This is a genomic window from Streptomyces sp. NPDC001933 (assembly GCF_042890955.1).
Lineage (GTDB): Bacteria > Actinomycetota > Actinomycetes > Streptomycetales > Streptomycetaceae > Streptomyces.
On record NZ_JBIASS010000016.1, the window covers coordinates 415 to 16,906 of the forward strand.

Consider the following 16,492-nt stretch of genomic DNA (forward strand, 5'->3'; position numbering starts at 1 on the left):
GCCCCGCGCCCGGCCCGGGGGGGGGGGGGCGCCCGGGGGGGGGGGGGGGGGGGGCGCCCCCCCCCCCCCCGCCGCCGGGGGGGGGGGGGGGGGGGGGGGCCCCCCCCCCCCCCCCGGCCGGGGTGAGGCTTTGTCCTCGATCGCCGGACGGGCTTGTTCTGCCCGTCGGCTCTTGAACTTCCGGGTGGCGTCCGCCGCACGGGAACTGACACCGGTACCTGATACGGCCGGTGCAGCACACAAGGAGAAACACCATGCCGAAGCCCGCCAAGGGTGCCCGTCTGGGCGGCAGCGCCGCGCACGAGAAGCTGCTTCTCAACAACCTCGCGAAGTCGCTGTTCGAGCACGGCCGCATCACCACGACCGAGGCCAAGGCCCGTCGCCTGCGTCCGGTCGCCGAGCGTTTCATCACCAAGGCGAAGAAGGGCGACATCCACAACCGTCGCCTGGTGCTGCAGTCGATCACGGACAAGGGCGTCGTCCACACGCTCTTCACCGAGATCGCCCCGCGGTACGAGAACCGCCCCGGTGGTTACACCCGCATCACCAAGATCGGCAACCGTCGTGGCGACAACGCCCCGATGGCCGTCATCGAGCTGGTCGAGGCGCTGACCGTGGCCCAGCAGGCCACCGGTGAGGCCGAGGCCGCCACGAAGCGTGCGGTCAAGGAAGACGCCCTCAAGAAGGACGAGGCTCCGGCCGAGGCCGTCGAGGACGCCAAGCCGGCCGACGACGCCGAGTCCAAGGACGCCTGAGCGTTCTGAGACCACTGGACGGGCCCGCATCACCCTTCGGGGCGGTGCGGGCCCGTTCCGTATGCATCTGCGTGCACTCGCAGGAAAGGACCCATGGGTGAGTGACGAAGTGGAGCCCGGCTTCGTACGGGTGCGGCTCGACCTGGCGTACGACGGCAAGGACTTCTCGGGCTGGGCGAAGCAGACCTCCAGGCGGACCGTCCAGGGCGAGATCGAGGACGCGCTGCGGACCGTGACGCGGTCCTCGCGGACGTACGACCTGACCGTCGCCGGCCGGACCGATGCCGGGGTGCACGCGCGCGGGCAGGTCGCACATGTCGATCTGCCGGACGAGGTGTGGGCCGAGCACGGTGACAAGCTGCTGCGGCGGATGGCCGGGCGGATGGCGCCGGACGTACGGATCTGGCGGATCGCGCCGGCACCCGAGGGCTTCAACGCGCGGTTCTCGGCGCTGTGGCGTCGTTACGCCTACCGCGTCTGCGACCGGCCCGGTGGGGTGGATCCGCTGTTGCGCGGTCATGTGCTGTGGCACGACCGGTCGTTGGACCTGGACGCCATGAACGAGGCGGCCGCCCTGATGACCGGTGAGCACGACTTCGCCGCGTACTGCAAGAAGCGCGAGGGCGCGACGACCATCCGTACGCTGCAGAAGCTGAGTTGGGTCCGGGACGAGGCGAGCGGGATTCTGACGGCGACCGTGCAGGCGGACGCGTTCTGCCACAACATGGTCCGCGCGCTGATCGGGGCCGCGCTCTTCGTCGGGGACGGACGCCGCCGCCCCGGGTGGCCCGCGCAGGTGCTCGCGGCACGGGTCCGCGACCCCGGCGTGCACGTGGTGCGCCCGCACGGGCTGACGCTGGAGGAAGTGGCCTACCCGGTCGACGAGTTGCTGGCCGTCCGGGCCCGGGAAGCGCGCAATGTGCGGACGCTCCCCGGGGGCGGGTGCTGCTGAGGGCCGTTCCCCGGGACGGGGGAAGAGGGCGGGGTCAGGCGGTCCGGGCGCTCTGGGCGGTGGCCGCGGCGGAGGCCTGGACCTCGCCCCGGTGGTGGATCTGACGGAACGTGAAGTTCGTCAGATCGTCACCGGTGGTGTAGGCCTTCTTGTCGGCCGTGGTGACGCTCTTGCCGTTGGTGAACCCGCTGATGGCGAAGTAGGCGTAACGGCCGTAGGAGTTGGCGGTGCGGCGGCAGACCGATCCCGGCGGGCAGAAGGCCGGCACGCCTGCGCCGCTCAGCGTGGCGATGCTGCCGCTCGCCTGCTGGGCCGCCTTCTTGGCCTGTGCCTCCGTCCGGAAGACCGCGAGCCCGACGGTGACGGCGACGCCGTCCTTGCTGTACGTGGCCCGGATGACCTGGTCGCAGCCGTTGTTCACGAGGATCGAGCCGAGCGCGCCCTTCGTGGTCGCGGCGCAGTTCTTCGTCTGCTGCGTCGCGCCCTTGAGATAGACGCGGTCACCCATCGTCAGCTTCTTGCCGGGGAAGAACGCGTCGACGGTGATCGGCGCCCGGTCCTTCTTCGCGTCGGAGATGTAGTCCTTCGGGTTCGGCGGGGGGAGCGGTGCCACCGAGGAGAAGGACGGCTCCGGCTCGGCGGTCTCGTGCGGCAGGTCGCTCGGCGCGGGCAGCTCGCTCGCGTTCTTGCCGGAGCCGGTGGGGCTGTTGTTCTTGTTGGTCGAGATGACCGCGGTGGCCACGATCGCGCCGATCGCGGCGGTGGCGAGCACGCCGCCGCCGATCAGCAGCCACTTCTTGCGTCGGCCCCGCGCCGCGGACTCGTCGGCCAGCGCTGCCCAGTCAGGAGTCTGTGTGCCCCCGGGCCCCCAGGAGGGCCCCCCTTGCCCAAAGCTCATGCCGCGATCCTAGAGGAGACGTAAACCGGTTGGGCCAGGGCTTCGCGGGCCGTGACAATGCTGTGCATGGGACATCTTGAAGCGGGCCACCTGGAGTACTACCTACCGGACGGGCGGGTGCTGCTCGGCGATGCTTCGTTCCGGGTGGCGGACGGGGCCGTGGTCGCCCTCGTGGGGGCCAACGGGGCCGGCAAGACGACGCTGCTCAGGCTGCTGGCCGGGGAGCTCCAGCCGCACGGCGGCTCCGTCTCGGTGAGCGGTGGGCTCGGGGTGATGCAGCAGTTCGTGGGCTCGGTGCGGGACGAACGCACGGTCCGGGACCTGCTCGTCTCCGTGTCCCAGCCGCGCATCAGGGAGGCGGCCCTGGCGGTCGACAAGGCCGAGGAGCTGATCCTCACCGTCGACGACGAGGCCGCGCAGATGAAGTACGCGCAGGCCCTGAGCGACTGGGCGGAGGCCCGGGGGTACGAGGCCGAGACCGTCTGGGACATGTGCACCATGGCCGCGCTCGGCGTCCCGTACGAGAAGGCGCAGTGGCGCGAGGTGCGCACGCTCTCCGGGGGTGAGCAGAAGCGCCTGGTCCTCGAGGCGCTGCTGCGGGGGCCCGACGAGGTGCTGCTGCTCGACGAGCCGGACAACTATCTCGATGTGCCCGGCAAACGGTGGCTGGAGGACCGGCTCAAGGAGACCCGTAAGACGGTCCTGTTCGTCTCGCACGACCGCGAGCTGCTGTCCAGGGCCGCCGAGAAGATCGTCAGCGTGGAACCGAGCCCGGCGGGCAGTGACGTATGGGTGCACGGCGCCGGCTTCGACACGTACCACCAGGCCCGCAAGGACCGGTTCGCCCGGTTCGAGGAGCTGCTGCGGCGCTGGGAGGAGGAGCACGCCCGGCTGAAGGCGCTGGTCCACCGGCTGCGGCAGCAGGCGGCGATCAGCCCCGACATGGCGTCCCGCTACCGGGCGATGCAGACCCGCTTCAAGAAGTTCGAGGACGCGGGCCCGCCGCCGGAGCCGCCGCGCGAGCAGGACATCAAGATGCGGCTGCGCGGCGGGCGGACCGGGGTGCGCGCGGTGACCTGCAAGAACCTTGAGCTGTCCGGGCTGATGAAGCCGTTCGGCCTGGAGATCTTCTACGGGGAGCGGGTCGCCGTCCTCGGCTCGAACGGATCGGGCAAGTCGCACTTCCTGCGACTCCTCGCGGGCGAGCAGGTCGCGCACACCGGGGAGTGGAAGCTGGGGGCCCGGGTCGTGCCGGGCCACTTCGCGCAGACCCACGCCCATCCGGAGCTGCTGGGCAAGACACTCGTCGAGATCCTGTGGACCGAGCACGCCAAGGACCGCGGCGGGGCGATGTCCGTGCTGCGCCGCTACGAGCTGGAACGCCAGGGCGACCAGCCCTTCGAGAAGCTGTCCGGCGGCCAGCAGGCACGGTTCCAGATCCTCCTCCTGGAGCTGGCCGGCACGACCGCGCTGCTCCTCGACGAGCCGACGGACAACCTGGACCTGGAGTCGGCGGAGGCCCTCCAGGACGGCCTCGAGGCGTACGAGGGAACGGTGCTGGCCGTCACCCACGACCGCTGGTTCGCGAAGTCCTTCGACCGCTATCTGGTGTTCGGCTCGGACGGGGTCGTACGCGAGACGACGGAGCCGGTGTGGGACGAGCGGCGGGTGGAACGGGCCCGGTGACGCGGTTGCACCCCCGCGGGGAACCCGCACCGACCAGCCCGTGCGGCGATCGAGGACGGAACCCCCGGCAGCGGGGCCGGCCAGGCCGGGGAACCCCGCTGCCGCCCGCCCGAGGGCCACGCGTTTTGACCCGTCCGGGGCGGGGCGGGTAGTCTCGTCGATTGTTATGCGTATTGGCTTCGTCGTTCTCACGCGTAGGGCCCTTACGTAGGTTCTCTGGAGCAGTTACCAGTGGCTCGCATACGGGCAGCGTCCCCGGCATTGTGAGCCCCAGCTGCATGATCGCTTCAGAGGTGCCATGTGTCTGGACCCCATCCACTGAAGAAGCGAAGGCTACGAAGTGCGTACGTACAGCCCCAAGCCCGGCGATGTGACGCGCCAGTGGCACATCATTGACGCGCAGGACATCGTCCTGGGCCGTCTGGCCACCACGGCTGCGAACCTCCTCCGCGGCAAGCACAAGGCGATCTACGCCCCCCACATGGACATGGGCGACTTCGTCATCATCATCAACGCCGAGAAGGTTCACCTCTCCGGCAACAAGAAGACCCAGAAGATGGCGTACCGCCACTCCGGGTTCCCGGGTGGTCTGCGCTCCGTCCGTTACGACGAGCTGCTCGCCAAGAGCCCCGAGAAGGCCGTCGAGAAGGCCATCAAGGGCATGATCCCCAAGAACAGCCTGGGCCGTCAGATGCTCTCGAAGCTCAAGGTCTACGCGGGCGACCAGCACCCGCACGCTGCTCAGCAGCCGGTCCCGTTCGAGATCACCCAGGTCGCGCAGTAGTTCCGGCCTCCCCCTAAGACCAAAAGAAAGATCTGAGGAGAATCGTGGCCGAGACCACTGTTGAGAACCCCGTCGAGGGCACCGAGGGCGAAGAGGTCTTCGCCGAGGTGACCACCTTCGAGTCCGAGGTTCCCGTCGAGGGCGAGTACACCAGCGAGTCGCTGGCGTCCCGCTTCGGCGACCCGCAGCCCGCCGCCGGCCTTGGCCGTCGGAAGAACGCCATCGCCCGCGTCCGGATCGTTCCGGGCACCGGCAAGTGGAAGATCAACGGTCGCACCCTTGAGGACTACTTCCCCAACAAGGTGCACCAGCAGGAAGTCAACGAGCCCTTCAAGGTGCTCGAGCTCGACAACCGCTACGACGTCATCGCCCGCATCTCGGGTGGCGGCGTCTCGGGTCAGGCCGGCGCCCTGCGTCTCGGCGTGGCCCGTGCGCTGAACGAGGCGGACGTGGACAACAACCGCGCCCCGCTGAAGAAGGCCGGCTTCCTCTCCCGTGACGACCGTGCGGTCGAGCGCAAGAAGGCCGGTCTCAAGAAGGCCCGCAAGGCCCCGCAGTACAGCAAGCGCTAATCCGCCTGCTCATCTGCTTTACACGTTCGCCCCGGCGGCACACCTCGTGCTGCCGGGGCGTTCGTTTATCGGCACCCTCGGGCGTATAACGGCATAAGACGTTCATAGGCTTGTTGCGTTGCTTTGCTTTGGTTGATTTGGTTTTGCGGTTTCGGAGCATCTTCGGAGGACACCAGTGGGACGACTCTTCGGCACGGACGGTGTGCGCGGTGTCGCCAATGCGGATCTGACGGCCGAGCTGGCGCTCGGACTCTCGGTCGCTGCGGCGCATGTTCTCGCCGAGGGGAGCGCCCTCGACGGGACCCGGCCGACAGCCGTGGTGGGCCGTGACCCGCGCGCGTCCGGAGAGTTCCTGGAGGCCGCCGTCGTGGCCGGTCTCGCCAGCGCCGGCGTGGACGTCCTGCGCGTCGGTGTGCTGCCCACCCCGGCGGTGGCGTATCTCACCGGTGCGCTGGGCGCCGACCTCGGGGTGATGCTCTCCGCGAGCCACAACTCGATGCCGGACAACGGTGTCAAGTTCATCGCGCGCGGCGGTCACAAGCTCTCCGACGAGCTGGAGGACCGGATCGAGTCGATCTACCAGCAGCACCGCACCGGTGAGCCGTGGGAGCGTCCGACCGGTGCCGGTGTGGGACGTGTCACCGAGTACGCGGAGGGCTTCGACCGTTACGTGGCGCACCTCGTCGCGGTCCTGCCGAACCGGCTCGACGGGCTGAAGATCGTGCTCGACGAGGCGCACGGCGCGGCCGCCCGGGTCTCGCCCGAGGCCTTCGCGCGGGCCGGCGCCGAGGTGATCACGATCGGTGCGGACCCGAACGGCCTGAACATCAACGACGGCTGCGGCTCCACCCATCTGGAGCCGCTGAAGGCCGCCGTCGTCGAGCACGGCGCCGACTTCGGCATCGCGCACGACGGCGACGCCGACCGCTGCCTGGCCGTGGACTCCACCGGCGAGGAGGTCGACGGCGACCAGATCCTGGCCGTCCTCGCCCTCGCCATGCGCGAGGCCGGACAGCTGCGCAAGGACACCGTGGTCGGCACCGTCATGTCCAACCTCGGCTTCAAGATCGCGATGGAGCGGGAGGGCATCCAGCTCGTCCAGACCGCCGTCGGCGACCGCTACGTACTTGAGTCGATGAAGGCCGAGGGCTACGCGCTGGGCGGCGAGCAGTCCGGCCACGTCATCGTCCTGGACCACGCCACGACCGGCGACGGCACGCTGACCGGCCTGCTGCTGGCGGCCCGGGTCGCCGCCACCGGCCGTACGCTCGCCGATCTCGCCGGGGTCATGCAGCGGCTGCCGCAGCTGCTGATCAACGTCCGCGACGTCGACAAGTCCCGGGTCGGTACCTCCCCGGAGGTCGCCGCCGCCGTGGCCGAGGCCGAGGCCGAGCTGGGCTCCACCGGCCGTGTGCTGCTGCGCCAGTCGGGTACCGAGCCGCTGGTGCGGGTCATGGTCGAGGCGGCCGACATCGAGCAGGCACGGGCGGTCGCCGAGCGGCTGGCCGATGTGGTGAAGTCCGCGCTCGGGTAGTCGGTGGTCCCGGCTCCTATTCGCCGGGCGGGCTCGTGACGAGGCCCGTCCGGCGGCGGTGTGCCGCCCACAGCGCCTTCTGGACCAGCAGGGTCAGCGTCCCCGCGACCACGATCCCGCCGAGGTTCGCCAGCAGCTGGGCCGTGGAGCCCCACATCTGGCTGTAGTCGCGGTAGCTGAACGCCACCGCCGCGTTGGCCGCGGCCGGCACGGTCGTCACCGAGATGGCGACGCCGATCAGCGCCCCGGACTTCGCCGAGGTGAGCGAGAGCGTCCCGGCGATCCCGGCCAGGAAGGCCACCACGAAGGACATCGCGTCGGGCTTCCAGATGAACGCCGTGTTGGGGCGGTCGGCCTCGATCATCGAGCGGGTGAACAGCCCGAAGGCGTCCATCAGCCAGGCGAACCCGGCCGTCAGCGCCATCGCGGCGGCGAAACCGCCGATCAGCGCGTACATCGAACGCAGCGCCAGTCGCGGAGCACGCTGCACCAGGGCCGTGGAGATCCCGGCCAGCGGCCCGAACTCCGGACCGACCGCCATCGCGCCCACGATCAGGATCGCGTTGTCGAGCATCACACCGCAGGCGGCGAGCATCGTCGCGACGGTGAGGAACGCCACGTACGTGACGCTGAACGTCGACTCCTCGTGGGTCGCCTCCGTCAGCTTCTCCCACAGCACCGCGTCCGCGCCCTCGCCCGGCGCGTCCTCCTCGGCCTTGTCGGCGTGGGCGGAGAGCGTCAGATCCGTGTTCTCGACGTTGATCGAACCGGACTTGTCGATACCGAGCCGGCGCAGCGCGGAGATCAGCTCGTCACCCGCCTCACGGGCCACGTCGCACAGGACCAGGTCGCCCGCCGGGTTGCGGGCGGCCCCGGCCATCACGACGAGATGTGTCGTACCGCGGGTGCTCTCCACCAGGTGCAGCACCTCGTCCGTACGGTCGGTGGGGACGATCAGGCGCAGATGCAGCACGCGGCCACTCCCAGGGGGCTCGGGGGTTCGGAGGATCAGAGTTTGCGCAGGGACAGCCGCTGGACCTTGTGGTCCGGGCCTTTGCGGAGCACCAGGGTGGCACGGCCCCGGGTGGGCGCGACGTTCTCCACCAGATTGGGCTTGTTGACGGTCCGCCACATCGTCGCCGCGTACTCCATGGCCTCCTCCTCGGAGACCTGGGTGTACTTGCGGAAGTACGAGAAGGGGTTCTGGAACGCCGTCTCCCGCAGCTTCCGGAACCGGTCGAGGTACCAGCTCTCGATGTCCTCGGTGCGCGCGTCCACGTACACGCTGAAGTCGAAGTAGTCGGCGAGACCGACCCTGGTGCGGCCGTCCTTGCCGGGCATCGCGGGCTGGAGCACGTTCAGTCCCTCGACGATCAGGATGTCGGGACGGCGTACGGTGAGCCGCTCGTCCGGCACGATGTCGTAGATCAGGTGCGAGTAGACGGGCGCCGTCACCTCGTCCTTGCCGGCCTTGATGTCGGCGACGAACCGGGTCAGGGCGCGCCGGTCGTACGACTCGGGGAAACCCTTGCGCGACATCAGCCCGCGGGCCCGGAGCTCCTTCATCGGAAGCAGGAACCCGTCCGTGGTCACCAGCTCGACGCGCGGGTGCTCGGGCCAGCGGGCCAGCAGCGCCTGGAGGATGCGCGCGGTGGTGGACTTGCCGACCGCGACGCTGCCCGCGACGCCTATGACGAATGGGGTGCCGCGCTGCGCGCCGTGGCCGTTCCCCGCGTCCCCGAGGAAGGTGTTCAGGGCGCCGCGCAGTCCCGAGGTGGCCTGGACGTAGAGGTTGAGGAGCCGGGAGAGCGGCAGGTAGACGTCCCGTACCTCGTCGAGGTCGATGACGTCCCCGAGCCCGCGCAGCCGCTCCACCTCGTCGGCGGTCAGCGGCAGCGGTGTCTTGTCGCGCAGGGCGCTCCACTCGGCGCGGGACAGGTCGACGTACGGCGTCGCCGCGTGCTCGGCGCGTCGCTGGGTGCTCCGTGGCGGCGAAGTGATCACGGGTTCATTGTTGCGGGAGTTCCGCAGCGGTGGAGGGTGGGCTCGGTCACGTAGGGGAGGAAACAGGGGTACCGCCGCCGTCGTCCTGCCGGGTGCCCCGCAGTCGGCCGCGCGCCGGCACGAGCGGCGGGCCTTCGGGCCGGTGTCCGCACCCCCGCGGCGGACACCGGCCCTGTGGCGTCAGGGTTTCTGGCCCTCGGCGTCGACGACGGCGGCCTCGATCCGGGCCTCGCTGGTGAGGATCTGCCCGGCCTTGAACTTGAGCGTCGGGCCCTTGGTCCTGCCGTTGGAGAGCTCGTACGTGTAGTCCTCGGTGACCACGGCACGCAGACCGACGTAGCCGAAGTCGTGCGGGTCCAGGAGGATTTCCCGCTGCTCAGGCCTTTCGTCCTCCTTGCGTGTGATGGCGATGGCCTCGCGCCCGGCCGCGTCCTTCACCAGGTGGTCGGTGACGCGGACGCCGGGAATGGTGGCCATGGCGCGGTAGATCCGGGCGAGGGCGGCCGGGGAGACCGGGTACGCCTCGGCCATCAGCCCGATCGCGCGGAAGCTGTGCTGCGCCTTGCCCTCGGGCGGGCTCTCGGCCGTGTGGCCGGTCGGGTAGAAGGCCCGGATCTCCGCCAGCAGCCGCGCCGGGTCGTCGGGCAGCTCGTTGGCCTCCCGGTAGACCTGGCGGGCGGTGCGGTAGTCGTCGTCCTTGCCGTTCTTGGCCGCGGCGGAGTTGTCGTACGGGACCCAGCCGGGCTGGTACGTGACGGGGCTGAGGGACGAGCCGTCGGGGCCGCCCAGCGAGGCCACCTGCGCCATTCTGGTGTAGATCCACTGGTCGTCGCGCGGCTCCGGCCCGGCCGGCTGCTTCTCCAGCGCGTCGGCGGCCCGGTTCAGCACCTCGGCCGGGCTGTCCAGCCGCAGGGTTCCGGCTGTCGACGCGGGCCCGGAGCGGCTGGGCGCGGCGGCGCCCCCGAGCTGGGTGCCCAGCACCGCCGCCACGGTGATCGCCGCGGCCGCGCCGACTGCGGCGACCCGCCAGTCGGCCCGCAGGCGGCGGATGCGGCGGCCCGAGGCCGCGGCCTCGGTGAGCCGCCGCCGGCCCGGGGCGAGGGCGGCGCGGTCGGGAACGGGCACGTCCGCGCGGAGCTCGCGCAGCTTGGTCATTTCGTCCATGACGGGGTCAGCTCCATGGCGTCGGGCGTGAACGAGGGGTCCGTGCTGAGGGCCTCGCGGACTCTGCGGCGGGCGCGGTTGAGCCGGGACCGCACGGTGCCGAGCGGGATGCCCAGCGCGTCGGCGACCTCCTGGTACCCGAGGTCCGCCCAGGCGACGAGCAGCAGTACGTGGCGGTCGCCGGGCGAGAGCGCGGCCAGCGCCGCCGCCAGCGGTGCCTGGGCGGCGATCCGGTCGTCGCAGCGGTCGCTCCAGGACGCGGCCACCGGGTCCTGCCCGGTACGGGCCAGGGCCCGCAGTCCCCGCTCCTCGCTGCGCCGGTGCCTGCCGATGAGGTTCGCCGCGATGCCGTACAGCCAGGGACGGGCGCTTCGCAGGGAACCGTCGAAGCGGCGCCGGGAGCGGAAGGCGATGAGGAAGGTGTCCGCCGTGATGTCGTCCGCCGCGCCCTCCCCGAGGCGGCGGGCGGCATAGCGGTGGATGTCCGGGGCGTGACGGTCGTAGAGCCCGGCGAAGAGCTCGGGTTCCTCCAGCGACTGCGCGATGACCTCGGCATCGTCGTCGGGGCTGGCCGGTGGTCCGGTCACATCGGCTCCTGGGGGGCTCGTCGGGTGGGCGCGTCACCCCTTGTTCCCCGCAGGTGCCGGAAAGGTTCACAGGGTATGCGGGGCGACCGCCGCGCACGCCACGCCGTCCTCCCTGCCGCCCCGTTCGGCTTCTGCGACGATGCGAAGAAGTGGGGGGAGTGACCATGAAGGGAACGGTATGTGCGGAATCGTCGGTTACGTCGGTGGGCAGTCGGCGCAGGACGTCGTCGTCGCCGGGCTCAAGCGTCTTGAGTACCGGGGCTACGACTCGGCGGGCATCGCCGTCCTCGCGGACGGCGGCCTGGCCGCGGCGAAGCGGGCCGGCAAGCTCGTCAATCTGGAGAAGGCGCTGGCCGAGGCGCCCCTCCCGGCCGGGAACACCGGCATCGGGCACACCCGCTGGGCCACCCACGGCGCCCCCACCGACGCCAACGCCCACCCGCACCTGGACAACGCGGGCCGGGTCGCCGTCGTGCACAACGGGATCATCGAGAACTTCGCCGCCCTGCGCGCCGAGCTCGCCGAGCGCGGCCACGATCTGGCCTCCGAGACCGACACCGAGGTCGTCGCCCATCTGCTCGCCGAGGCGTTCTCCTCCTGCGCCGACCCGGCGGAGGCGATGCGGCAGGTCTGCCGCCGGCTGGAGGGCGCCTTCACCCTCGTCGCCGTGCACGCGGACGCCCCCGGCACGGTGGTCGGTGCCCGGCGCAACTCACCGCTCGTGGTGGGGGTGGGGGACGGGGAGTCGTTCCTGGCCTCCGACGTCGCCGCGTTCATCGCGCACACCCGCTCCGCCATCGAACTGGGCCAGGACCAGGTGGTCGAGCTGCGCCGGGAGGGCGTCACCGTCACCGACTTCGACGGGCGGCCCGCCGAGGTCCGCGAGTACCACGTGGACTGGGACGTCTCCGCCGCCGAGAAGGGCGGCCACGACTACTTCATGCTCAAGGAGATCGCCGAACAGCCCAAGGCCGTCGCCGACACCCTCCTCGGCCGGATCGACGCCGCCGGCTCGCTCCATCTCGACGAGGTCCGCATCCCGCCGCACGAGCTGCGGGAGGTCGACAAGGTCGTCATCGTGGCCTGCGGCACCGCGTTCCACTCCGGGATGATCGCCAAGTACGCCATCGAGCACTGGACCCGCATCCCCTGCGAGACCGAGCTGGCCAGCGAGTTCCGCTACCGCGACCCGATCCTCGACCACCGCACCCTGGTCGTCGCGATCTCGCAGTCCGGCGAGACGATGGACACCCTGATGGCCCTGCGGCACGCCCGCGAACAGGGCGCCAAGGTGCTCGCCATCTGCAACACCAACGGCTCCACCATCCCCCGGGAGTCCGACGCCGTGCTCTACACGCACGCCGGACCCGAGGTCGCCGTCGCCTCCACCAAGGCCTTCCTCACCCAGTTGGTCGCCTGCTACCTCGTCGCCCTGTACCTCGGACAGCTCCGGGGGACCAAGTGGGGCGACGAGATCCGCACCGTCATCCGCCAGCTCTCCGCGATCTCCGGCGCCGTCGAACAGGTCCTGGAGACCATGGAGCCGGTGCGCGAGCTCGCCCGCTCGCTGGCCGGCCACGACACCGTGCTCTTCCTGGGCCGCCATGTCGGCTACCCCGTGGCCCTGGAAGGCGCGTTGAAGCTCAAGGAGCTCGCGTACATGCACGCCGAGGGGTTCGCCGCCGGTGAGCTCAAGCACGGCCCGATCGCGCTCATCGAGGACGGCCTCCCGGTCGTCGTGGTGGTGCCGTCGCCGCGCGGCCGGTCCGTGCTGCACGACAAGATCGTGTCGAACATCCAGGAGATCCGGGCCCGCGGCGCCCGCACCGTCGTCATCGCCGAGGAGGGCGACGAGGCGGTCGTCCCGTACGCCGACCATCTGATCCGGATCCCCATTACGCCTACGCTGCTCCAGCCGCTGGTGTCGGCCGTGCCGCTCCAGGTGTTCGCCTGCGAACTGGCCACGGCCCGCGGCAACGACGTGGACCAGCCGCGCAATCTGGCGAAGTCCGTGACCGTGGAGTAGCGAAGGATGAGGGAACGCGCGTGATCATCGGGGTCGGGATCGACGTGGCCGAGATCGAACGGTTCGACGCGGCGCTGGAGCGTACGCCGCAGATGGCCGAACGGCTCTTCGTGGAACGGGAGTTGCTGCTGCCCAGCGGTGAGCGGCGGGGCATCGCCTCGCTCGCCGCCAGGTTCGCCGCGAAGGAGGCCCTCGCGAAGGCGCTCGGCGCGCCCGCCGGACTGCTCTGGACGGACGCCGAGGTGTGGGTCGAGGACAGCGGGCAGCCCCGGCTGCGGGTCCGCGGCACCGTCGCCGCCCGCGCCGCCGAGCTGGGCGTACGGCACTGGCACGTGTCGCTCAGCCATGACGCGGGGGTGGCGTCGGCCGTGGTGATCGCGGAGGGTTGAGCACATGCGTACCGCCTACAGCGTTCAGACCGTACGGGCCGCCGAACAGGCCCTGATGGCCCGGCTCCCCGAGGGCGCGCTGATGCAGCGCGCCGCCGCCGGACTCGCGGCGGCCTGCGCCGACGTGCTGCGGAGGCGCGGCCGGGTGTACGGGTCCCGGGTCGTCCTCCTCGTCGGCAGCGGCGACAACGGCGGCGACGCGCTGTACGCGGGCGCCCGCCTCGCCCGGCGCGGCGCCGGAGTGCGCGCCGTGCTCACCGCCCCCGGCCGCGCCCACGAGGGCGGCCTCGCGGCCCTGCTCGCGGCCGGCGGGCGGATCGCGGACGGCGTTGAGGGGGCGCGGGGCGCGGACGCCTGGGGCGGCCACATCGATCTCGTGGTGGACGGGATCACCGGCATCGGCGGCCGGGGCGGGCTGCGTCCGGACGCCGCCGCACTGGTGCGGGCCTTCGCGGCGACCGGCGCGCCCCTGATCGCCGTCGACCTGCCCAGCGGGGTCGAGGCCGACACCGGCGAGGTGCCCGGCGAGGCGGTGCGCGCCGACGCGACGGTCACCTTCGGCACGTACAAGCCGGGCCTGCTCGTCGACCCGGCCGCCGAACGGGCGGGCGCGCTGCATCTCGTCGACATCGGTCTCGGGCCCGAACTGCCCGAGGTGCCCGAGCTGGAGGTGCTCCAGTACGCGGACGTCGCGGCCCTGCTGCCGGTCCCCGGCGCGGAGAGCGACAAGTACCGGCGCGGGGTCGTCGGCGTCGTCGCCGGGTCCGCGCGTTATCCGGGTGCGGCGGTGCTGGCCGTCTCCGGGGCGCTGCGGGGCGGTGCGGGGGCCGTGCGGTACGTCGGTCCGGGCGCCGGCGCGGTGATCGCCCGCCACCCGGAGACGCTGGTGCACGCGGGGCCGCCGTCGAAGGCGGGGCGGGTGCAGGCGTGGGTCGTCGGGCCCGGACTCGGGGACGGCGCGGAGGCCGCCGAGGCGGTCCGGGACGTGCTCGCGACGGAGGTCGCGGTGCTGGTGGACGCGGACGGGCTGCGGCTGCTGGACGCCGGTGCCGTACGGGAGCGCACCGCGCCGACCGTCCTCACCCCGCACGCCGGTGAGGCCGCGGCCCTGCTCGGCGTCCCGCGTGAGGAGGTCGAGGCGGGGCGGCTCGCCGCCGTGCGGGAGCTGGCCGCCCGCTACCGCGCCACGGTCCTGCTCAAGGGTTCGACGACCCTGGTCGCAACCGGCGACCCGGCCACTCCCGTACGGGTCAATCCGACCGGCACCTCCTGGCTGGCCACGGCGGGCAGCGGCGACGTCCTGTCCGGACTGACCGGCTCGCTGCTCGCCGCGGGCCTCGCCCCGCGCGACGCCGCGTCGGCCGGCGCCCATCTGCACGGACTCGCCGCCCGCCACGCCTCCGACGGCTCGCCCGTCGCCGCGCAGGACGTCGCCGAGGCGATCCCGGCGGCGTGGCGGGACGTACGGGCCTGAGTGATCCTGGGCCCAGCAGCCACCGACCGCAGCCGACAGGAGGGCCGACCGTGGGCAGCAGCGAGGTACGCGTACGCCGGGTGTACGAGCCGAAGGAGGACGCCGACGGCACCCGCGTCCTCGTCGACCGGCTCTGGCCGCGCGGCGAGTCCAGGGAGAAGGCCGCGATCGACAAGTGGCTCAAGGACATCACCCCGTCGAACGAACTGCGCGACTGGTACCACGAGGACCGCACCGGTACCCGTTACGACGAGTTCGTCGACCGCTACCGCGCCGAACTGGCCGACCCCGTCCACACGGCGGCCGTCCGGGAACTGGTCGAACTCGTCGAGGAGGGCGGCCCGGTGACACTGATCACGGCGGTCAAGGACGTACCCCACAGTCATGTCCCGGTCATCGTCGACCACCTGGAACACGAGCTGCACCACCGCTGAGGGACGGCCGGGCGACCCGCCGCCCGGGGGCCCCGCCGGGCGCCTCTGAGAGACTGGGCGCGATGAACGAGACAGCGTCCTTGAGAGCCCGTGCCGAGATCGACCTCGCCGCATTGCGCGCAAACGTGCGTGTGCTGCGCGCACGAGCGGCGGGCGCGCAACTCATGGCCGTCGTCAAGTCCGACGCGTACGGGCACGGGGCGGTGCCCTGCGCCCGCGCCGCGCTGGAGGCCGGGGCGACCTGGCTCGGCACCGCGACCCCGCAGGAGGCGCTCGCCCTGCGGGCCGCCGGACTCGGCGGCCGGGTGATGTGCTGGCTGTGGACCCCGGGCGGCCCCTGGCGCGAGGCGATCGAGGCCGACATCGACGTGTCGGTGAGCGGGGTGTGGGCGCTGCGCGAGGTCGTGGCCGCGGCCACCGAGGCGGGCATCCCGGCCCGGATCCAGCTCAAGGCCGACACCGGCCTCGGGCGCAACGGCTGCCAGCCCGCCGACTGGCCGGAGCTCGTCGCCGCCGCCCGCGATGCCGAGGACGCGGGCACCGTACGGATCACCGGCCTGTGGTCCCACTTCGCCTGCGCCGACGAGCCGGGCCACCCCTCCATCGCCGCCCAGCTGGCCCTGTTCCGGGACATGGTGGCGCACGCGGAGAAGGAGGGCGTCGACCCCGAGGTGCGCCACATGGCCAACTCCCCGGCGACGCTGACGATCCCCGAGGCCCACTTCGACCTGGTCCGGACCGGGATCGCGATGTACGGCATCTCGCCCAGCCCCGAGCTGGGCACCCCGGCCGACTTCGGGCTGCGCCCCGTCATGACGCTCATCGCCTCGGTCGCCCTGGTCAAGCAGGTGCCGGCCGGTCACGGGATCAGCTACGGCCACCACTACACGACCTCCGCCGAGACCACCCTGGGCCTGGTGCCGGTCGGCTACGCGGACGGCATCCCGCGCCACGCCTCCGGCCGCGCCCCGGTCCTGGTCGGCGGCGTCACCCGGCGGATCGCCGGCCGGGTGGCCATGGACCAGTTCGTCGTCGATCTCGACGGGGACGAGGTCGAGGTCGGCAGCGAGGCGGTGCTCTTCGGCCCGGGGGACCGGGGCGAGCCGAGCGCCGAGGACTGGGCGCAGGCCGCCGACACGATCGCGTACGAGATCGTCACCCGGATCGGCACCCGCGTACCGCGCGTGCATCTGCATGCCACCCCGGCCGAGTCCTGACCGATCAGGCGCCGCT

16 protein-coding genes are annotated in these 16,492 nt (G+C 71.9%); 11 read left to right on the forward strand and 5 right to left on the reverse strand.

Features of this window, described 5'->3' with window-relative positions:
• Positions 1-254: 254 nt before the first annotated feature.
• Positions 255-755 (forward strand): 50S ribosomal protein L17, encoded by a 501-nt coding sequence (rplQ, locus tag ACFYY7_RS31610; RefSeq protein ID WP_072486706.1) that lies wholly within the window; start codon positions 255-257, stop codon positions 753-755.
• 97 nt (positions 756-852) lie between these two features.
• Positions 853-1,707, forward strand: a complete 855-nt coding sequence (gene truA / locus ACFYY7_RS31615; protein ID WP_388667203.1) for a tRNA pseudouridine(38-40) synthase TruA — start codon at positions 853-855, stop codon at positions 1,705-1,707.
• Between the two features lie 34 nt (positions 1,708-1,741).
• Here the strand turns inward: truA and ACFYY7_RS31620 are convergent, their stop codons facing one another.
• Positions 1,742-2,605, reverse strand: coding sequence for a hypothetical protein (locus ACFYY7_RS31620; RefSeq protein ID WP_388667206.1), 864 nt, complete (start codon positions 2,603-2,605; stop codon positions 1,742-1,744).
• A gap of 57 nt (positions 2,606-2,662) precedes the next feature.
• On the opposite strand from ACFYY7_RS31620, the gene ACFYY7_RS31625 reads away from it, so the two are divergent.
• The 4 genes from ACFYY7_RS31625 to glmM all read left to right on the forward strand — a co-directional run bounded on the left by ACFYY7_RS31625 (position 2,663) and on the right by glmM (position 7,181).
• A complete protein-coding gene (locus ACFYY7_RS31625) occupies positions 2,663-4,291 on the forward strand; it encodes an ABC-F family ATP-binding cassette domain-containing protein (protein WP_388667462.1) in 1,629 nt (542 codons plus the stop codon).
• A gap of 340 nt (positions 4,292-4,631) precedes the next feature.
• Positions 4,632-5,075, forward strand: a complete 444-nt coding sequence (rplM, locus tag ACFYY7_RS31630; RefSeq protein ID WP_072486702.1) for a 50S ribosomal protein L13 — start codon at positions 4,632-4,634, stop codon at positions 5,073-5,075.
• A gap of 44 nt (positions 5,076-5,119) precedes the next feature.
• The gene (gene rpsI, locus ACFYY7_RS31635) at positions 5,120-5,647 is read left to right on the forward strand and encodes a 30S ribosomal protein S9 (protein ID WP_030914197.1); all 528 of its coding nucleotides are present in this window, start codon (positions 5,120-5,122) and stop codon (positions 5,645-5,647) included.
• Positions 5,648-5,822: 175 nt separating this feature from the next.
• On the forward strand, positions 5,823-7,181 hold the full coding sequence (glmM, locus tag ACFYY7_RS31640) for a phosphoglucosamine mutase (RefSeq protein ID WP_388667209.1): 1,359 nt from the start codon (positions 5,823-5,825) through the stop codon (positions 7,179-7,181).
• Positions 7,182-7,197: 16 nt separating this feature from the next.
• Here the strand turns inward: glmM and ACFYY7_RS31645 are convergent, their stop codons facing one another.
• The 4 genes from ACFYY7_RS31645 to ACFYY7_RS31660 all read right to left on the reverse strand — a co-directional run bounded on the left by ACFYY7_RS31645 (position 7,198) and on the right by ACFYY7_RS31660 (position 10,936).
• On the reverse strand, positions 7,198-8,154 hold the full coding sequence (locus ACFYY7_RS31645) for a DUF389 domain-containing protein (protein ID WP_388667211.1): 957 nt from the start codon (positions 8,152-8,154) through the stop codon (positions 7,198-7,200).
• Between the two features lie 35 nt (positions 8,155-8,189).
• Positions 8,190-9,185, reverse strand: a complete 996-nt coding sequence (gene coaA / locus ACFYY7_RS31650; RefSeq protein WP_388667214.1) for a type I pantothenate kinase — start codon at positions 9,183-9,185, stop codon at positions 8,190-8,192.
• Positions 9,186-9,365: 180 nt separating this feature from the next.
• Entirely contained in the window at positions 9,366-10,349 is a 984-nt protein-coding gene (locus ACFYY7_RS31655) for a CU044_5270 family protein (protein ID WP_388667216.1), read from the reverse strand.
• Entirely contained in the window at positions 10,337-10,936 is a 600-nt protein-coding gene (locus tag ACFYY7_RS31660; RefSeq protein ID WP_388667219.1) for an RNA polymerase sigma factor, read from the reverse strand. Before ACFYY7_RS31660 ends, ACFYY7_RS31655 begins: the two co-directional genes overlap by 13 nt.
• A 178-nt stretch (positions 10,937-11,114) precedes the next feature.
• Here ACFYY7_RS31660 and glmS point away from each other — a divergent pair, with 178 nt between their 5' ends.
• The 5 genes from glmS to alr all read left to right on the forward strand — a co-directional run bounded on the left by glmS (position 11,115) and on the right by alr (position 16,476).
• Positions 11,115-12,962: a glutamine--fructose-6-phosphate transaminase (isomerizing) gene (glmS, locus tag ACFYY7_RS31665; RefSeq protein ID WP_388667222.1), complete on the forward strand. Its 1,848-nt coding sequence runs from the start codon at positions 11,115-11,117 to the stop codon at positions 12,960-12,962.
• A gap of 20 nt (positions 12,963-12,982) precedes the next feature.
• Positions 12,983-13,351 (forward strand): holo-ACP synthase, encoded by a 369-nt coding sequence (locus ACFYY7_RS31670; protein ID WP_360932633.1) that lies wholly within the window; start codon positions 12,983-12,985, stop codon positions 13,349-13,351.
• A gap of 4 nt (positions 13,352-13,355) precedes the next feature.
• A complete protein-coding gene (locus ACFYY7_RS31675; RefSeq protein WP_388667225.1) occupies positions 13,356-14,825 on the forward strand; it encodes an NAD(P)H-hydrate dehydratase in 1,470 nt (489 codons plus the stop codon).
• A gap of 50 nt (positions 14,826-14,875) precedes the next feature.
• Positions 14,876-15,259 (forward strand): DUF488 domain-containing protein, encoded by a 384-nt coding sequence (locus ACFYY7_RS31680; RefSeq protein ID WP_388667228.1) that lies wholly within the window; start codon positions 14,876-14,878, stop codon positions 15,257-15,259.
• A 62-nt stretch (positions 15,260-15,321) separates the two neighbouring features.
• Entirely contained in the window at positions 15,322-16,476 is a 1,155-nt protein-coding gene (gene alr / locus ACFYY7_RS31685) for an alanine racemase (RefSeq protein WP_388667231.1), read from the forward strand.
• Positions 16,477-16,492 lie beyond the last annotated feature (16 nt).